The organism is Streptomyces sp. NPDC048442, from assembly GCF_040651475.1.
Lineage (GTDB): Bacteria > Actinomycetota > Actinomycetes > Streptomycetales > Streptomycetaceae > Streptomyces.
On sequence record NZ_JBEZKB010000002.1, the window covers coordinates 62,662 to 77,313 of the forward strand.

General features: G+C 72.2%; 19 protein-coding genes. 1 reads left to right on the plus strand and 18 read right to left on the minus strand.

All coding sequences use genetic code 11. From position 1 onward, the window contains the following. Positions 1-11: 11 nt before the first annotated feature. From AB0D18_RS04000 to AB0D18_RS04020, 5 genes are all read right to left on the minus strand, one after another. On the minus strand, positions 12-830 hold the full coding sequence (locus tag AB0D18_RS04000) for an aldose 1-epimerase (RefSeq protein WP_362412365.1): 819 nt from the start codon (positions 828-830) through the stop codon (positions 12-14). A 60-nt stretch (positions 831-890) separates the two neighbouring features. Beyond that, positions 891-1,814, minus strand: a complete 924-nt coding sequence (locus AB0D18_RS04005) for an SRPBCC domain-containing protein (protein ID WP_362412368.1) — start codon at positions 1,812-1,814, stop codon at positions 891-893. Positions 1,815-1,996: 182 nt separating this feature from the next. Further along, a complete protein-coding gene (locus tag AB0D18_RS04010) occupies positions 1,997-3,688 on the minus strand; it encodes a spermidine synthase (protein ID WP_362413411.1) in 1,692 nt (563 codons plus the stop codon). A gap of 226 nt (positions 3,689-3,914) precedes the next feature. Beyond that, the gene (locus tag AB0D18_RS04015) at positions 3,915-4,436 is read right to left on the minus strand and encodes a DUF2617 family protein (protein WP_362412371.1); all 522 of its coding nucleotides are present in this window, start codon (positions 4,434-4,436) and stop codon (positions 3,915-3,917) included. A gap of 322 nt (positions 4,437-4,758) precedes the next feature. Then, the gene (locus tag AB0D18_RS04020) at positions 4,759-5,055 is read right to left on the minus strand and encodes a hypothetical protein (protein WP_362412374.1); all 297 of its coding nucleotides are present in this window, start codon (positions 5,053-5,055) and stop codon (positions 4,759-4,761) included. A 121-nt stretch (positions 5,056-5,176) separates the two neighbouring features. Between AB0D18_RS04020 and AB0D18_RS04025 the strand changes: the two genes are divergently transcribed. Then, positions 5,177-6,391, plus strand: coding sequence for a pyridoxal phosphate-dependent aminotransferase (locus AB0D18_RS04025; protein WP_362412377.1), 1,215 nt, complete (start codon positions 5,177-5,179; stop codon positions 6,389-6,391). Between the two features lie 75 nt (positions 6,392-6,466). Here AB0D18_RS04025 and AB0D18_RS04030 read toward each other — a convergent pair whose 3' ends face one another. The 13 genes from AB0D18_RS04030 to AB0D18_RS04090 all read right to left on the minus strand — a co-directional run bounded on the left by AB0D18_RS04030 (position 6,467) and on the right by AB0D18_RS04090 (position 14,624). Next, positions 6,467-6,727 (minus strand): hypothetical protein, encoded by a 261-nt coding sequence (locus AB0D18_RS04030; RefSeq protein ID WP_362412380.1) that lies wholly within the window; start codon positions 6,725-6,727, stop codon positions 6,467-6,469. A 31-nt stretch (positions 6,728-6,758) separates the two neighbouring features. Further along, positions 6,759-9,374, minus strand: a complete 2,616-nt coding sequence (lanKC, locus tag AB0D18_RS04035) for a class III lanthionine synthetase LanKC (protein WP_362412382.1) — start codon at positions 9,372-9,374, stop codon at positions 6,759-6,761. Between the two features lie 83 nt (positions 9,375-9,457). Further along, positions 9,458-11,104: a daptide biosynthesis intramembrane metalloprotease gene (gene mpaP, locus AB0D18_RS04040; protein WP_362412384.1), complete on the minus strand. Its 1,647-nt coding sequence runs from the start codon at positions 11,102-11,104 to the stop codon at positions 9,458-9,460. Between the two features lie 99 nt (positions 11,105-11,203). Beyond that, complete coding sequence (locus AB0D18_RS04045; RefSeq protein WP_362412387.1) at positions 11,204-11,944, minus strand: ABC transporter permease; 741 nt, start codon at positions 11,942-11,944, stop codon at positions 11,204-11,206. Beyond that, the gene (locus tag AB0D18_RS04050; protein WP_362412390.1) at positions 11,937-12,689 is read right to left on the minus strand and encodes an ATP-binding cassette domain-containing protein; all 753 of its coding nucleotides are present in this window, start codon (positions 12,687-12,689) and stop codon (positions 11,937-11,939) included. The genes AB0D18_RS04045 and AB0D18_RS04050 overlap by 8 nt, the downstream gene beginning before the upstream one ends. 219 nt (positions 12,690-12,908) lie before the next feature. Next, on the minus strand, positions 12,909-13,085 hold the full coding sequence (locus tag AB0D18_RS04055) for a daptide-type RiPP (RefSeq protein ID WP_362412393.1): 177 nt from the start codon (positions 13,083-13,085) through the stop codon (positions 12,909-12,911). 45 nt (positions 13,086-13,130) lie between these two features. Further along, positions 13,131-13,310, minus strand: a complete 180-nt coding sequence (locus AB0D18_RS04060) for a daptide-type RiPP (RefSeq protein WP_362412396.1) — start codon at positions 13,308-13,310, stop codon at positions 13,131-13,133. Between the two features lie 10 nt (positions 13,311-13,320). Further along, a complete protein-coding gene (locus AB0D18_RS04065) occupies positions 13,321-13,494 on the minus strand; it encodes a daptide-type RiPP (RefSeq protein WP_362412399.1) in 174 nt (57 codons plus the stop codon). 38 nt (positions 13,495-13,532) lie between these two features. Then, positions 13,533-13,709, minus strand: coding sequence for a daptide-type RiPP (locus tag AB0D18_RS04070; protein ID WP_362412402.1), 177 nt, complete (start codon positions 13,707-13,709; stop codon positions 13,533-13,535). A 43-nt stretch (positions 13,710-13,752) separates the two neighbouring features. Continuing rightward, positions 13,753-13,932 carry a daptide-type RiPP gene (locus tag AB0D18_RS04075; RefSeq protein WP_362412405.1) on the minus strand — a complete coding sequence of 60 codons (180 nt, stop codon included), beginning with the start codon at positions 13,930-13,932 and terminating at the stop codon, positions 13,753-13,755. Between the two features lie 58 nt (positions 13,933-13,990). Then, complete coding sequence (locus AB0D18_RS04080) at positions 13,991-14,164, minus strand: daptide-type RiPP (RefSeq protein WP_362412408.1); 174 nt, start codon at positions 14,162-14,164, stop codon at positions 13,991-13,993. Positions 14,165-14,212: 48 nt separating this feature from the next. Continuing rightward, positions 14,213-14,392 (minus strand): daptide-type RiPP, encoded by a 180-nt coding sequence (locus tag AB0D18_RS04085; protein ID WP_362412405.1) that lies wholly within the window; start codon positions 14,390-14,392, stop codon positions 14,213-14,215. 55 nt (positions 14,393-14,447) lie between these two features. Further along, positions 14,448-14,624, minus strand: coding sequence for a daptide-type RiPP (locus tag AB0D18_RS04090; RefSeq protein ID WP_362412410.1), 177 nt, complete (start codon positions 14,622-14,624; stop codon positions 14,448-14,450). Between the last annotated feature and the right edge of the window lie 28 nt (positions 14,625-14,652).

Here is a 14,652-nt window from a genome sequence, read left to right on the forward strand (position 1 = left end):
TTAAGTGGGTGCTACCCCAGCCGCCGCCACGACCAGGTGGTGGAGGCCTCCAGCGGGTCCACCGGCGTGACCAGCCGCGGCAGGGTGTTGAGCCCGTTCGGCGGGCCGGTCTGCGGCTCCACGCACACGGCCTCCTCCTGCTCGTCGTACACGACCACCCACTCCTCGCGGCTGGTCACCCTGAGCTCCAGTGCGCCCGGCCAGGTGAGGGTGACGTCCACGCCGTCCGGCATGCCGAAGCAGTCGTCCCAGGGGCTCGGCAGGGGGTCGATGCGGCGGCCCGTGGGGAGGTGGTCGGCGCCGCGCTCCTCCTGCCAGGCCGGGGTGAAGTCCAGCTGCACGTCCCCACCGCTGCCCAGGCTGCGCCGGAACCAGGGGTGCCAGCCGATCTGTGCCGGGAAGGAGTTGTCGTACGTCTCGACGCCCATGGTGAGCGTGAGCGCGTCCGGCGTCAGCTCGAAGACCTGGGTGACCCGGCCCGCGTACGGCCACGGGCTGGTCAGGTCGTACGTGAACGAGGCCGACGCGGCGCTGCGGGCGGCGGTGCGCCAGCGGGTGTCGCGGCCGGTGCCGTGGATGGCGTGCGGCGGGGAGTTCACCGGGAGTTGGTGCACCTTGTCGCCGTCGCGGAACCGCCCGTTCTCGGTCCGCCCGCACCAGGGCACCATCGGGAAACTGCCGAAGTGCTTGCCGTTCTCGGGCTGCCTGAGCACCTCGGTGGAGCCGATGCGCAGGCTTTCGATGCGGCAGCCGTCGGCCGGGTCGACGGTCAGCTCGACGTCACCGGCGCTCAGCAGGACGCCGGAATCCTTGTTCTCTTCGCTACTCACGCTCCGGACACTACCCAGCCCCGGCCGTTGCCCGGTCCCGGTTTCCCCCTGCGCCTGTCGCTACCTGCGCCGTCGCAGCACCCGTCCGACGACCACCGCCGAGGCGACCGCGAGGGCGGCGGCCGGAGCGAGGCGGCGCAGGGTGAAGGGGCCGGATGCGGGGGCGGGCGCCATGACGGGGGCGTACCGGCCGCGCGGCGGCGCGTGGTCGACCTCCTCGGCACTGCGACCGATCATGGTGCGGCGGGCGTGCGCGGCCTCGGCCGGCAGCTCATCGGGGAACGCGCCGGGGAGGTCGCCCGGCAGCCCTTCGAGAGCTTCGCGCAGCGCTGCGTTCTCCTCCTCACGCGTCGGCGGCGCGGGGACGGGGTCTTCCTGGCCCGGACGGGAGGGAGAGCTCGGGGAAGGGTCGTCGAACTCCAGCTCCTCGTCGCTGAGGCGGTCCAGGGACGGCGGCGGCACCTCTGCGTCGAAGACGGAGCCGGCGGGCGCCGCCTTCCCCTCCGGGGGGCCGACGGGCTCGGCCGGTCCTGCGGCGGACCCGCCCGGGTGGGCGGCCTCGGCGCCGAGCCTGGTGCCGAAGCGGTCCAGGAGCCGCTGCACCGCGGACTCCACCGCCGGGGCGTCGAGTTCGGCGATGCGGCCGTCACCGCCGGCGGTGCCGGTGAAGCGCAGTGCCGTACCGCCGTCGGACTCCTCCGTCACCACGGTCAGGGCGACCTTGACCGAGCCGTTGCCACGGGCCTCGGTGCCCTCGCCCGCCACGGTGAAGGTGTCGCCGTCGGCGCTGCCGGTGACGGTCAGCGCGCCCCGGTAGGTGATGGTGTGGCCGCCGGCCCGGACCTTCAGCCGGCCGGTCAGCGGCGGGGACGTCTTGTCGGCGTCCTGCTGGAGGCCTGGCACGCAGCGCGCGACCCGGGCGGGGTCGGCGAGCGTCTGCCGTACGGCCTCGGGCAGAACCGGAACGAACACCTCATGCTCCATGGTTCCCGAGCCTACTCACGCGAGCCGCTTTCACACCCGAACTCTGCGCAGAATGTGGACGGCCGCTCCGCGCAGAAGGCGGAGCACGCGATGTGGACGGCCGCTCCGCGCAGAAGGCGGAGCCCGGGATGTGGACGGCCGCTCAGCGCAGAAGGCGGAGCGCGCGATGTGGACGGCCGCTTTCAGGGCGTGTAGCGCGGGTGGACCAGTGTCGAGGCGGGCAGCCCCCGGATCCGGGTCGCCTCCGCCGACCGGGCGCCGGCGAGCAGCAGCGGGGTCGTGAGGGAGCGCAGCTGCGGGGTCTGCGGGCAGAGGCTCAGTGCCGGGCGGGTGCGGGCGGCGAGGACGAGGCCCCAGTCGCGGGGTGCGCGGGAGTTGCCCGACGAGCGGTCGGGTCCGGCGCTGAAGCCCGAGAGGCGGCCGGTCGCCCGGTACGGGCGGGTGTGCAGGCCCGCCGCGCGCAGGGTCGCCTCCACGGTCCAGTAGACGAGGGGGCGGGCCCCGATCGGGCCCGCGTGGACGGCGATCCGGCCGCCCGGGGCGAGCACGTCGGCGGCCAGCCCGTAGAACTCCTGGGAGTAGAGCTTCGTGGAGGCGGTGATGCCGGGGTCCGGCAGGTCCGAGACCACCACGTCGTACGGGGCGGTGCCCAGCGGCACCGAGCGCAGCCAGCGGAACGCGTCCGCGTACACGACGTGCAGCCGGGGGTCCCGGTGGGCGCCGCCGTTGAGCGCGACCAGGGCGGGGTCGGTGCGGGCCAGCCGGACCAACCCGGGGTCCAGGTCGACCAGGGTCACCGAGGTGACGTCCGGGTAGCGGAGGACCTCGCGGGCGGCCAGTCCGTCGCCGCCGCCGAGGATGAGGACGCGGGCGCGCGGGCCGCGCATCGCGGGGTGCACGAGCGCCTCGTGGTACCGGTACTCGTCGCGGCCCGAGACGCGCAGGCGGCCGTCGAGGAAGAGGTCGGGCGGGCCGTTCTGGCTCCCGGTGATGACGACCTCCTGGACACCGGTCTGTACGGCGACCCGCACCCGGTCCCCGTACACGGCACGCCTGGCGGCCCGTTCGAAGTCGTCGACGAGGACGGTCGCGGTGGCGAGCGAGGCCAGCACCGCCAGGTTGACCACGATCAGCAGCCACCGGGAGCGGCGGGTGAGGTCGCGGCGGAACAGCCACAGCACCAGGGTCCCGCCCGCCGCCGTGTTGACGGCGCCGGTGACCAGGGCGCCGGTCAGCTGGCCCAGCATCGGGAGCAGGAAGAACGGGAAGGCGAGGCCGCCGACCAGGGCGCCCACGTAGTCCGCGGCGAACAGGTCGGCCACGTCACCGCTCGTGTCGTCCTCGTCGTCGGCGGCAGCGACGACCGCCCCCGCGCCGACGGCACCGGCGACAGACCCGCCGACGGCACCGGCGACGGACCCGGCGACCGCCCGCTTCTGCCGGCCGATCCGCTGGATCATGGTCATCAGCAGCGGGATCTCCGCGCCGATGAGGAGGCCGATGGCCAGCGAGAAGCCCACCAGGACGTACCGCGCGCCGCCGAACCAGGCGAACGACGCGTACAGCACCAGCGCCGAGCTCCCGCCGACCACCGCGAGCCCCGCTTCGAGCAGTCCGAACCCGACGGCCGCCCGGCAGCGCAGCCGCTTCGCCAGCAGCGAGCCGACCCCCATGGCGAAGACCATCGTGGACAGCACCACGGACGCCTGGGTGACCGAGTCGCCGATCAAGTACGAGGCGAGGGCGACGAGTTCCAGCTCGTACACCAGTCCGCAGGCGGCACAGATGAACACCACGCCGAGCACCAGTAACCGGGCCGTCCGCGGCCTCACCGGAAGCGGCGCCACCGTCTTGCGCACCCGCCCGGACGGCATGCCCCCGAAGGCGTCCGCCGCACGGGGAGCGGGCGCCGGGACGAACGGACCGGGCGGGCCGGGGGCGTTGGGGCCGGCTGAGGCGGAGGCCGGATGGATCATGCGGGAAACGCTACGTCACCACACACTCGCGGCCTGTCACCCACAAGGGTGCAACTGAGGCGTGAACGGCATACACCCGGGCAACAGCGCTACAGCGCCCCGTCACACCGTCGCAGGCGCCCCGTCACACCGTCGCAGGCACCCGGACGCCCACCCGCGTCCTGGTCACCACCAGTTGGCCCTCCTGCGGATACGCGTGCCAGGTGCGCCAGCTGACCTGCCCTTCGCCCTCGCGCTGGGCGAGCAGCGCGGTAAAGGCGTGCGGGCTGCCGGGGAACGTACCGGCCAGGCCGTTCGGATGGTCGGCGACCAGGGCGAGGAGCTCCTGGGCACGCCCCGCGAAGGCGGCGTCGGAGAGCGTCTCGACGCGGGCCGCGAACTCGTAGTCCCAGTCGCCGACCTGCTTGGAGACGCCCAGCGGCAGCGGCGTCCTGCTGCCCGGAATGCAGGCCACGGTCTCCGAGCAGCGGCCGTCCCCCTCCTCAAGGAGCACCTGGTGGGAGGCGCCGAGCAGCCTCAACTGGAGTTTTGCGCCGAACAGTTCGAGATCCAGCACGGCCAGGGCCGACAACGGCTCCCGGCCGAGTGCCCAGGCGAGGTCGGAGGCACACGTGTCGGTGTAGTCGGTCTTGAGAGTTGTGAGCATGTGGGGGCTCCGCAAACACGCAGTGGGGGGTGGACCGGGGGCACGCCGGAGGGATACGGGGCGGGGGCTGGGGGACCGCCCGCTCGGGTCCGCAGGGGGACCGCGGATTCCAATGACGGATTTTCAACAGCGAGGGAATCACGAAGTGTGCGGCGCTCATAGCGTTTTTACCCAACTTGGCGTGGTTTCCATCCCCTCGGGGGCCACACGGTTCAACTGTTCAATCAAAAGGCGCCCGGCGGGAGTTCGGGACGGCGTTCGAGCCGTCCCTCCTCCCGCCGGGCGCCCATCGGCGGTTCACCGGCGGACCAGCTGCCCCGTGTCAGCTGCCTCCGCCGCACCCGCCGCCACCGCCGCCGCCCCCTCCCCCGCAGGACGAGCCCCCGCCGCAGGACGACGAGCTGCCGCAGGACGAACCGCCGTCACCGCCCACCCAACTGCTGCTGCTCCCTCCGGCGTTGCGCCGGTTGGCCTGGTAGCGGGTCTTCGTGGTGCCCCGGTGGGGCCGCGCCATCGGTGCGCGCTTGGCCTTGGGCGGGTCGGGCGCGCGCAGGACCTTCACCGTGATGGCGAAGATCACGGCCACTGACACGCCCAGCGCGATGAAGAGGCTCGTCATGGCCCTCACCGTCCTTTCGTTCCCCCGTGGCGGGCGGCAGGTCACCCGCTCGTGCTTCGGTGATTCCCGGACGTACTGGCGGCCAAAGCACACTTGAGCAAGTCCAGAGGTTCCGCGCAGGATGGCTGCCATGAACTCCCCCGTGACTCCCGGTGCCCCCGGCACCCCCCGTCCCTTCCTCAATCGCCGTCTCGCCGAGTTCGGGACAACGATCTTCGCCGAGATGTCGGCGCTGGCCGTCCGGACAGGCTCGATCAACCTCGGGCAGGGCTTCCCCGACGAGGACGGCCCCGAGGAGGTGCGCGAGGCCGCGGTGCGGGCGCTGCGCGACGGCCGCGGCAACCAGTACCCGCCGGGCCCCGGCGTCCCCGAGCTGCGGCAGGCCGTCACCGCGCACCAGCAGCGCCGTTACGGGCTGCCGTACGACCCGGACACCGAGGTCCTGGTGACCGCGGGCGCCACCGAGGCCATCGCCGCGTCCCTGCTCGCGCTGGTGGAGCCCGGCGACGAGGTGATCGCGCTGGAGCCGTACTACGACTCGTACGCCGCCTGCATCGCGATGGCGGGCGGGCGCCGCGTCCCGGTCACGCTGCGGCCGCGCGAGGGGGCGTACCACCTCGATCTCGACGAGCTGCGCGACGCGATCACCCCGCGCACCCGGCTGATCCTGCTCAACACCCCGCACAACCCGACCGGCACCGTCCTCACCCGCGAGGAGCTGGCCGCGATCGCCGCGATCGCGGTGGAGCGCGATCTGCTGGTGATCACGGACGAGGTGTACGAGCACCTGGTGTTCGACGGCGAGCACATCCCGCTCTCCTCGTTCCCCGGGATGCGGGAGCGGACGGTGACGATCTCGTCGGCCGGCAAGACCTTCTCTTTCACCGGCTGGAAGGTGGGCTGGATCACCGCGTCGGCGGAGCTGGTGGCGGCCGTACGGTCGGCGAAGCAGTTCCTGACGTACGTCTCGGCGGGCCCCTTCCAGTACGCGGTCGCGGAGGCGCTCGCGCTGCCGGACAGCTACTTCGACGGGCTGCGGGCCGAACTGGGCGCCAAGCGCGACCTGCTGAGCGCCGGTCTCGCGGAGGCGGGCTTCGGGGTCTACCGGCCGGCCGGCACGTACTTCGTGACCACCGACATCCGGCCGCTGGACGCCCCGGAGGGCGGCGACGGCTTCGCGTTCTGCCGGGCGCTGCCCGAGCGGTGCGGGGTCGTCGCGATCCCGAACGCGGTGTTCTACGACGACCGGGAGGCGGGCGCCCCGTTCGTACGCTTTGCCTTCTGCAAGCGGACCGAGGTCCTCCAGGATGCGGTGGGCCGCCTGAAGGCGCTGTAGGGCACGGCGGAAGGGGCCGTTGCCGTACGAAGTTCCTTTACGGAGTTCCGTACGGCAACGGCCCCTTCCGCGGATTCAGACCCGCGCCCACCCCCGCAGCGCCCCCGCTCCCAGCAGTCCGTCCAGCACCTCCGCCAGGTCCTGTGCGCTGTCCGCTCCGGTGACGGTGAGGGTGGCGCGCAGGTTCTCGCACTGGAGCAGATCCGCCGTCCAGCCCGCCGGGAGCTGGACGATCAGGCGTACCGCCGCGGTCTCCGGGGCGGCCCCCGCCGGCGCCTGGTCGGTGGCCTCGATCCGTACCTCGTACGGCGGGCGGGCGGCGGGGGCGGTGCTCATGGAGTACTCCTGCGGAGGGGTGGAGGGTGGATCAGGACGCGAAAGCCGGTACGGCCGCCGGGTCCAGGAACGGCAGGGCGGGCCCACCGGTCCCGCCCAGCGCGGCGAGTACCGCGAGGACGCCCGCCGAGCCCGTCGCCAGGTCCGAGGAGAGCCGCAGCGCGTGCTCGCCCAGGAAGGTGAGCTGCCCGTCGTGCGGCACCGCGTGCCAGCCGATTCCCGCGAGCTGGGCGCGCAGCGTGCGGCGGGCCTCCTCGCTGTCGTCGTACGTGTGCAGGAGAGCGGCCATCGCGCCGGCCCGGCCGGTGAAGAGGCCGATGCCGGGGTGGTAGTCGGTGGCCAGGTCGGCACGCATCGCCTCGTGGACGGCGGCCAGCTCCGGGTCGTCGCGGTGGGCCAGCAGCTCGTGCAGGACGATGATCTGGCCCGCGCTGCCGCAGGCGACGTGCGGTCCGCGCCAGGGGGCCTGCTCCAGCACCTCGGGGCCGCCGGGCAGCCGGCCCGACTCGACGAGGTCGCGGCGGAGCATCGCGGCTGCCGCGTCCACCAGCGAGTCGGTGGGGGAATCGACGGCCGCGTGCATGCGCAGCAGGAACAGGGCCTGGCCCGCGCCGCCGTAGAGCAGTCCCGGCAGGTGGCGCTTGTCCTTCCGCTCGGCGGGCTCCGCGCCGCTGGGCACGTCGGCGGCGCCGAGCTGGATGCGCTGGGCGAGGGAGCCGGCCAGGATGCCCGCCTCGGCGGTGCGGCCCAGGGCGAGCAGGGCCAGGCCCAGGCCCGCCGTACCGGAGTTGAGGCTGTCGCCCGCCTCGTCGCGGGACAGGGCGACGGCCCGGTCGATGAGCTCCTCGGCCTCGTGGGTGCGGCCCAGCGCGTGCAGGACACAGGCGATGCCGGACAGTCCGTCGTACAGGCCGGGGCGCGGCTGGTCGACCGTACGGGCGGCCGAGACGAGCCAGTCGACGTGCGCGGCCGGGACGTCGGCGCCCGCCTGGTGCAGCGCCCAGAGCACGCCCGCCGCGCCGTGGGCGACGGACAGGCCGCCGCCCGGGTGGGAGAACTGCTCGATGTCGCCGGGGTAGAGGCGGTCCTCGCGCTCGGGGGTGGCGGTGGCGAGGATGCCGTCGGCGACGCGGGCGGCGAGGGCGGCCAGCTCGTCGTGGTCGGCGAGGGTGGTGCCGTCGGCGGGGACGGACGGCTTCGGCCAGGTCCGCTCCGCCGACTCATCTGCGGGGAGGCCGAGTTCGTCGCGTACCCGTGCGGCGAAGTCCGCCGGGACCGGGAAGCGCTCCTGGACCAGCTCGATCAGGTGCTCCGCCTTGGTCGGGTCCCACGGCATGAGGGTGGTCAGGGGCAGGAAGACGCTCAGGCGGAGGCAGCCGAGGGCGTAGCGGTCGACGGCGGTGCCGGTGGTGCCGGCCGGGGCGCAGTAGCCGGGGGCGCCCATCGCCTGGCCGCTGTGGCCGTCGACGGGGCGGGTGGTCTCCAGGTCGATGAAGGCGACGGTGCCGTCGGGGCGGATGAGGACGTTGTTGGGGTGCAGGTCGCCGAAGACGAGACCGCGGTCGTGCATGGAGGCGACGGCGACCTCGATGCGGTCGAGGATGTCGAGCGCCCAGGCGGTGTACGCGCCCGGGTCGAGGGTCTCGGACTGGTCGGTCGCGGAGTGCACGACCGGGTTGAGGCGGACCATCTCGCCGCCGAGCTGCTTGCCGTCGACGTACTCGCGGGTGAGGAACCAGTGCTGGCTGCCCTTGCGGTAGTCGAGGACCTTCGGGAAGGCGTCGAGTCCTTCGAGGGCGATCATCGCGTCGTGCTCGCGCTGGAGGCGGGTGACGGCGTCGTCGCCCAACTGGTCGAGTCCGGCGTGCGGGCGGCCCTCCTTGACGAGGACCTCGGCCTGGTCGCGGGTGTCGACTGCGCGGTAGACGCCGCCGCCGTTGGAGAAGTGCAGCGCCTGGGTGATCTTGAAGGGGAAGGCGCCGAGGCCGCCGCCGCTGTTGCGCTCGGCGAGCGCCTCTGCGACGACGGGCGGCAGGTCCACCCACGCCGGCGGCTTGAAGGACGGACCGCGGACGTCCGGGACCAGGCGTCCTTCCGGGTCCTCGATGCAGTGCACCGTCTCCCCGTTGGGCTGGCGCGACAGGCGGGCCGCGAAGCCTCCGTAACGGACGTACAGCGGGCCCTCCTTCCAGCGCAGGTCGCTGAGGATGTACGGGCCTTCGCGTCCTTCGAGCAGGGCGCCCAGCTCGCGCAGGACGACGGCGAGGTGCTCGTCGTCGCGCGGGTACAGGGTGATGAACTTGCCGCTGCTGCCCCGGTCGCCGTACTTGCTGTTGCGGAGCATCAGCATCGTCGGGCTGGTGAGGAACTTGAACATCATCGGATGCGCGAAGCAGTAGTCGCGGACGATGTCGAGGACCTCGTCGGCCGAGTCGAGCGTCGCCGAGACGTGGACCTTCCAGCCCTGGAGCGGGATCTCGGGCTCCGGCGGCCCGATGCAGGTCCACTCGCCGAGGGCGGTGCGGGTCCAGCCGGTGGGCAGCTCGGCGCCTGCGAGGGGGTAGTCCTCGCCGGAGGCCGGGCCCGAGGTGGGCTTGTCGAAGTAGACGGTTCCGGGCGGGCAGTAGGCGATGTGTCGCAGGCTCATGACGTTCTCTCAGACTCTCCAGTGGGGTGCGGGCAGTTGCGTGAAGTCGTAGGCGCGCGGCGCCGGTTGGGCCGGGCGGGGCGCTAGTCGGGCAGCAGCGGGCTCAGGTAGGTCACTGCGAGCCACTTCCACAGCGGGTGGGTACCGGCCTTCACCTCGGCGACGCCGGAGCGCTCGTCGGGTACGGAGTCGAGCCGCATCGGGTAGGCGCGCACCGGCAGCAGGTCGGAGCCGCCGGAGACGGGGATCAGGGCGGACAGCGGCGCGTTCTGCGCGGTGGAGTCCGAGGAGGTGAGGCGTCCTGTGCCGATGGGCGGGCGGGAGAGCAACCCGTTGCGGCGCAGCTGGACTTCGGCGCCCTCGGCGATGAGGCCGGTGCTGGTGCCCTCGGGGACGACGACGTTCGCCGTCTTCCCGTCGGCGCTCACCGTGTACCCGGCGGCGAAGCTCGCGGGCAGCCTGATCGCGGTGGCGGCGAACCCGATGAGCCCTGCGACCAGCACGCAGACCGCGACGACGCGGGTGTACGAGGCGCCGGCGAGGCGGGCGCTGGTGCACAGCTTCCAGAAGCCCTTGGCCATCCGCCACACCAGGTAGCCGATGCCGGTCAGGAAGAGGAAGGACCCGGTGACGCCGAGCCGCTGGAGCATCCCGGACCACAGGGTGAGCGCGGTGGCGACCAGGTAGAGCGGGAAGAGCAGGCAGGCGAAGCCGTACGGCACGGACCACGGCTTGTGGCTCAGCTCGCGGACGTACGTACCGCCGAAGAGGAACCGGGACATGGCGCACAGTGCGTCGGTCATCGCCTTCTCCCGCAGGTGGGAGATGTCGAGGTGGCTCATCAGCGCGATGTAGCCGTCCAGCTTGACCAGCGGGAGGAGGTTGATCGCGCAGGTCAGGTAGATGGCGAGGGCCATCACCAGGAGCGGGCCGCGCAGTGCGCTGTCCTGGCCGACGAGGAGGGCCGCGACTCCGGCGCCTCCTGCGGCGACGGCCTGTACGAAGACTCCGGCGAGGGCGATCTGGACGCGCTGCTGCGGTTTGCCGAGCCGCCAGCCGTCGGAGACGTCGCAGAAGAACGCGGGCGACATGTAGAAGAGCATGAAGCCCATGCGGGTGGGCCTGCCGCCGTGGTGGGTGAGGACCGCGCCGTGGGCGAACTCGTGGACGGCGGTGGTGCCGAGGATGCCGAGGACGACCGCCAGGTAGGCGTACGGGTCCATCGGCCGGGAGACGGCGGCGGTGAGGTCCGGCGAGCAGATCGCGAGGGCGAGCAGGCCGCCGAGGGCGAGGACGGTGGCGGCGACGGAGACCGCCTTGTGGGACAGCAGCCGGGTCAGCGGCTGCATCCGCAGCAGGATCTTGTCGGGCTTGAGGACCGTGAACTGAATGGTCAGCGGCGGTACGAGCTTGACCCGGCGGGTCTTGCGCGGCGGCGTCCCGTCGTCGAGGAGCTTCTTGTCGGCGAGGGAGCGGACCGCGTGGTCGACGTCGCCCGGTGTCCAGGGGGCACCGAGTTCGTCGGCGATGGCACGGTGGTCGCGGGTGCCGTCGAGGGACTGGAGCAGCTTCGCGAGGTCGGGGCCGACCCGGAAGTGCTGGCTCTCGCCGCGCTGCACGACCCAGGGCAGGTCGGGCTCGGCGGGCGGGTGGACGGAGACGTGGCCGGCGGTGCGGGGGTGCTCCAGGTCGGGGGTGGCGGGCGGCTTGGTAAGGGTGAGTGCGGGCATGGGAGCACCTCGGGGCCGGGTGGACGGGAGTGGGTCCGGACGGGAGTGCGTCTGGACGGGAGTGCGTCTGGACGGGAGTGCGTCTGGACGGGAGTGGGGTCAGACGATGTCGCGGGTACGGACCAGGCGGTGGGCCGCGTAGTAGGCGGCGGCCAGCCAGCCGGCGATGACGGCGAGGGCGAGCGGCACGGACAGCAGGTCCGGCTTCACGTCGCGGTAGACGGAGCTCATCGCGATGGTCAGGAGGTACTTGGCGAATTCCGGGGCGAGCGCCTGGATGCCGGTGTCGACGACCAGGGTCAGCGTGATGATCAGGGCGACGGACGCGACCTGGTGGCGGACGATCCAGCCGAGCAGGGCGCCCCAGGGGGCGGCCAGTACGGAGCAGGCGAAGCAGCCGAGCAGGATCAGCCAGGTCTCGCCGGTGAAGGCGGGGGCGTCACCGTACGCGGATCCGGCGACGGCGCAGCTCAGCGCGCCGAGCGCGAGGGCGAGCAGGCCGAAGGCGGCGCCTGCGAGGGTGGCGGCGGCGGTCTTGGCGGCGAGCAGCCGGCCGCGGGACCCGGCGAGCAGGACGGAGCGGCCGATGGTGCCGGTGCCGTACTCGCGGGAGACGAGGATCGCGCCGAACAGCGAGGAGAAGAGGAACATCATCATCCAGGCGCGGGCGATGTTGTTCGTGACCTCGGCGGCGGACCCTCCGGCCTCGATGGCCTTGTGCCCCTCGGAGGCGAATCCGAAGGTGGAGAGCAGGCAGAGGAAGGTGCCGGCCAGCGGCAGGATCCACCACTGGCGGCCGGTGAGGGCCTTGCGGGCTTCGCCGCGTATGACGTTACGCATGGGTCAGGTTCCTTGTCGCGCCGCTGTGGTCGGTGGTGTTCTCGACCAGCTCGAAGAACCGGTCCTCCAGGCGGTGTTCACCGTCCTGGGTGAGGTCGGCGAGGGTTCCCGCGTACCTCAGCGAACGCTGCACGATCACCACGTCGTCGACGGTCTGCTCGACCTCGGCGAGCTGGTGGCTGGAGACGAGGACGGTGCGGCCCTCGGCGGCCAGGGCCCGCAGGGTGTCGCGCAGCCAGCGGATGCCGTCCGGGTCGAGGCCGTTGGCGGGCTCGTCGAGGATCAGGACCTCGGGGTCGGCGAGGAGCGCGGTCGCCAGGGCGAGCCGCTGCTTCATGCCGGTGGAGCAGCCCGCGACGGGCTTGGACTCGGCACCGTCGAGCCCGGTGAGGCCGATGACCTCGTCGGCCCGGTGCGCCGGGAGCCCCAAGTACGCGCCCCAGATGAGGAGTTCACCGCGAACGGTGGCTCCGGTGACCGGGCCGATGGCATCCATGGCGACACCGACGCGGTGCGCCGCGCGGGGAAGGTCGCCGTAGGAGTGGCCGAGGAGGGTGGCACGGCCGGCCGTGGGGCGGGCCAGGCCGAGCAGCATGCGCAGGGTGGTGGTCTTGCCGGCACCGTTGCGGCCGAGAAGGCCGGTGACGCGGCCCGCGCGGATGTCGACGCTGAGGTCGTCCACTGCGGTGAAGTCCTTGAATTTCTTGGTGAGTTGTTCCAGGCGGATCGCCGGGGTGGTGCTCATCACGGCTCCTTGTGAAGTGGGGGCCCGGGGCCGGGGCCCGGCCGGAGGGTGCGCGTTCGGCGCTGACGGATCGCACTGTCTGCCGCCGCAGTACGTGCGCGGTCTCGCGCCTCGCGGATGCTCCGGCCGGGGGCCCTGGCTCACGCGGTGCCGGTGTGGTGCGGGTGCCGGTCTCGCAGTCCCTTGTGTCTGTCGCTGTCGACCCGGCACGGCTCCGGACTAGGTGATGATGATTCCGGCGGAGACGAGCGCCGAGACGCTCGCTCCGGCGGAGATGCCGCCGATGGTGCCCCAGCCCGGCGCTTCCAGGGTCTCCAGCTCCTGGAGCCCCAACTCCAGGTCCTGGCCGTTGTCGGCCGTGGGGATGGCGGCGGTCTCGATCTTCTTCTCGCTCATTGCGTACTACTTCCTTTACGTGAAGGGGAGTCGGGTGGATGCGGATCAGGTGGCGACGATGGCGGCGGACGCGATGGCCGCGCCGCTGATCGCCGTACCGGCCGAGAAGCCGGTCCAGAAACCGGGCGCCTCAAGGGCCTCCAGCTCCTGCAGACCCAGCTCCAGCGAAGCGGTGGGGTCGACGTTGGCCTGCACGGCCTCGTTCTTGTGCTGCTGCTCGCTCATGACGAACTCCTCAGGTGATGACGGCGGTGGCCGAGACGACGGCCGAGACGCCGGCGGCGGCGGAGACACCGGTCCAGAAGCCCGGGGCCTCAAGGGCCTCCAGCTCCTGGAGGCCGAGCTCCAGGGCGCCTGTCGGTTCGGCGCTGACCTGCGTGGTCTCGTACTTCTTCTGCTGCTCGCTCATTGCGAACTCCTCTGCGGAGGGGGCGGTCGGGGTGTCGGTCAGGTGGCGACGACGGCGCTGACCGAGACGGCGGCCGAGACACTGGCGGCGGCGGAGAAGCCGGTCCAGAAGCCCGGGGCCTCAAGCGCTTCGAGCTCCTGGAGGCCGAGCTCCAGGGAAGCGGTGGGGTCGACGTTGGCCTGCACGGCCTCGCTCTTGTTCTGCTGCTCACCCATGGTGAACTCCCTTATATCTAGGGGTAGTTAGTGCGGAGGCGAATTACGTGATGATGGTGGCGGAGACAACCGCGGCGGAGGCGGCGGACGCGACGCCGGCCGAGAAGCCGCCGATGGTCGCCCAGCCCGGCGCCTCCAGCGTCTCCAGCTCCTGCAGACCCAGCTCCAGGTCCTGCTCGGGGGCGGCAGCGGTCTCGGCGGCGTTGTTCTTCAGCTCGGACATGTCAGTTCTCCTGTGAGGTGTGTGGTGGTGAAAGCGGTTCGGGTACGGGGGGTGTGGCTCAGGTGGCGATCGCGGCCGATGCGATGGCCGCACCGCTGATCGCCGTACCGGCCGAGAAACCGGTCCAGAAACCCGGGGCCTCAAGGGCCTCCAGCTCCTGGAGGCCGAGCTCCAGGGAAGCGGTGGGGTCGGCGTTGACCTGTACGGACTCGTTCTTCTGCTGCTCGCTCATGACGAACTCCTCTGTGCTGAATGGCAGTTGGGGGGCGGTGGGGGTGAATTACGTGATGATGGTGGCGGAGACGACCGCGGCGGAGGCGGCGGACGCGACGCCGGCCGAGAAGCCGCCGATGGTCGCCCAGCCCGGCGCCTCCAGCGTCTCCAGCTCCTGCAGACCCAGCTCCAGGTCCTGCTCGGGGGCGGCAGCGGTCTCGGCGGCGTTGTTCTTCAGCTCGGACATGTCAGATCTCCTGTGAAAGTGAAGGGGGTGTACGTGAACGGGGTGACGGTTCGGATCAGGTGGCGATCGCGGCCGACGCGATGGCCGCACCGCTGATCGCCGTACCGGCCGAGAAACCGGTCCAGAAACCCGGGGCCTCAAGGGCCTCCAGCTCCTGCAGACCCAGCTCCAGCGAAGCCGTCGGCTCGGCGTTGAGCTGCGTGGTCTCGTTCTTCTTCTGCTGCTCGCCCATGGCGAACTCCTTTGAGGTGAAAGGTGGT

Excerpts from the sequence above, each read along its gene's own strand:
- AB0D18_RS04055 (WP_362412393.1), bottom strand. The coding sequence starts at position 13,085 with ATGAGCGAGAAGAAGATCGAGACCGCCGCCATCCCCACGGCCGACAAC.
- AB0D18_RS04025 (WP_362412377.1), top strand. The coding sequence starts at position 5,177 with ATGGCTGCCATGAACTCCCCCGTGACTCCCGGTGCCCCCGGCACCCCC.
- AB0D18_RS04020 (WP_362412374.1), bottom strand. The coding sequence starts at position 5,055 with ATGACGAGCCTCTTCATCGCGCTGGGCGTGTCAGTGGCCGTGATCTTC.
- AB0D18_RS04010 (WP_362413411.1), bottom strand. The coding sequence starts at position 3,688 with ATGCCGTCCGGGCGGGTGCGCAAGACGGTGGCGCCGCTTCCGGTGAGG.
- AB0D18_RS04045 (WP_362412387.1), bottom strand. The coding sequence starts at position 11,944 with ATGCGTAACGTCATACGCGGCGAAGCCCGCAAGGCCCTCACCGGCCGC.
- AB0D18_RS04070 (WP_362412402.1), bottom strand. The coding sequence starts at position 13,709 with ATGGGTGAGCAGCAGAACAAGAGCGAGGCCGTGCAGGCCAACGTCGAC.
- mpaP (WP_362412384.1), bottom strand. The coding sequence starts at position 11,104 with ATGCCCGCACTCACCCTTACCAAGCCGCCCGCCACCCCCGACCTGGAG.
- AB0D18_RS04050 (WP_362412390.1), bottom strand. The coding sequence starts at position 12,689 with ATGAGCACCACCCCGGCGATCCGCCTGGAACAACTCACCAAGAAATTC.
- AB0D18_RS04085 (WP_362412405.1), bottom strand. The coding sequence starts at position 14,392 with ATGTCCGAGCTGAAGAACAACGCCGCCGAGACCGCTGCCGCCCCCGAG.
- AB0D18_RS04005 (WP_362412368.1), bottom strand. The coding sequence starts at position 1,814 with ATGGAGCATGAGGTGTTCGTTCCGGTTCTGCCCGAGGCCGTACGGCAG.
- AB0D18_RS04075 (WP_362412405.1), bottom strand. The coding sequence starts at position 13,932 with ATGTCCGAGCTGAAGAACAACGCCGCCGAGACCGCTGCCGCCCCCGAG.
- lanKC (WP_362412382.1), bottom strand. The coding sequence starts at position 9,374 with ATGAGCCTGCGACACATCGCCTACTGCCCGCCCGGAACCGTCTACTTC.
- AB0D18_RS04015 (WP_362412371.1), bottom strand. The coding sequence starts at position 4,436 with ATGCTCACAACTCTCAAGACCGACTACACCGACACGTGTGCCTCCGAC.
- AB0D18_RS04080 (WP_362412408.1), bottom strand. The coding sequence starts at position 14,164 with ATGAGCGAGCAGCAGAAGAACGAGTCCGTACAGGTCAACGCCGACCCC.
- AB0D18_RS04030 (WP_362412380.1), bottom strand. The coding sequence starts at position 6,727 with ATGAGCACCGCCCCCGCCGCCCGCCCGCCGTACGAGGTACGGATCGAG.
- AB0D18_RS04065 (WP_362412399.1), bottom strand. The coding sequence starts at position 13,494 with ATGAGCGAGCAGCAGAAGAAGTACGAGACCACGCAGGTCAGCGCCGAA.
- AB0D18_RS04060 (WP_362412396.1), bottom strand. The coding sequence starts at position 13,310 with ATGAGCGAGCAGCAGCACAAGAACGAGGCCGTGCAGGCCAACGTCGAC.
- AB0D18_RS04090 (WP_362412410.1), bottom strand. The coding sequence starts at position 14,624 with ATGGGCGAGCAGCAGAAGAAGAACGAGACCACGCAGCTCAACGCCGAG.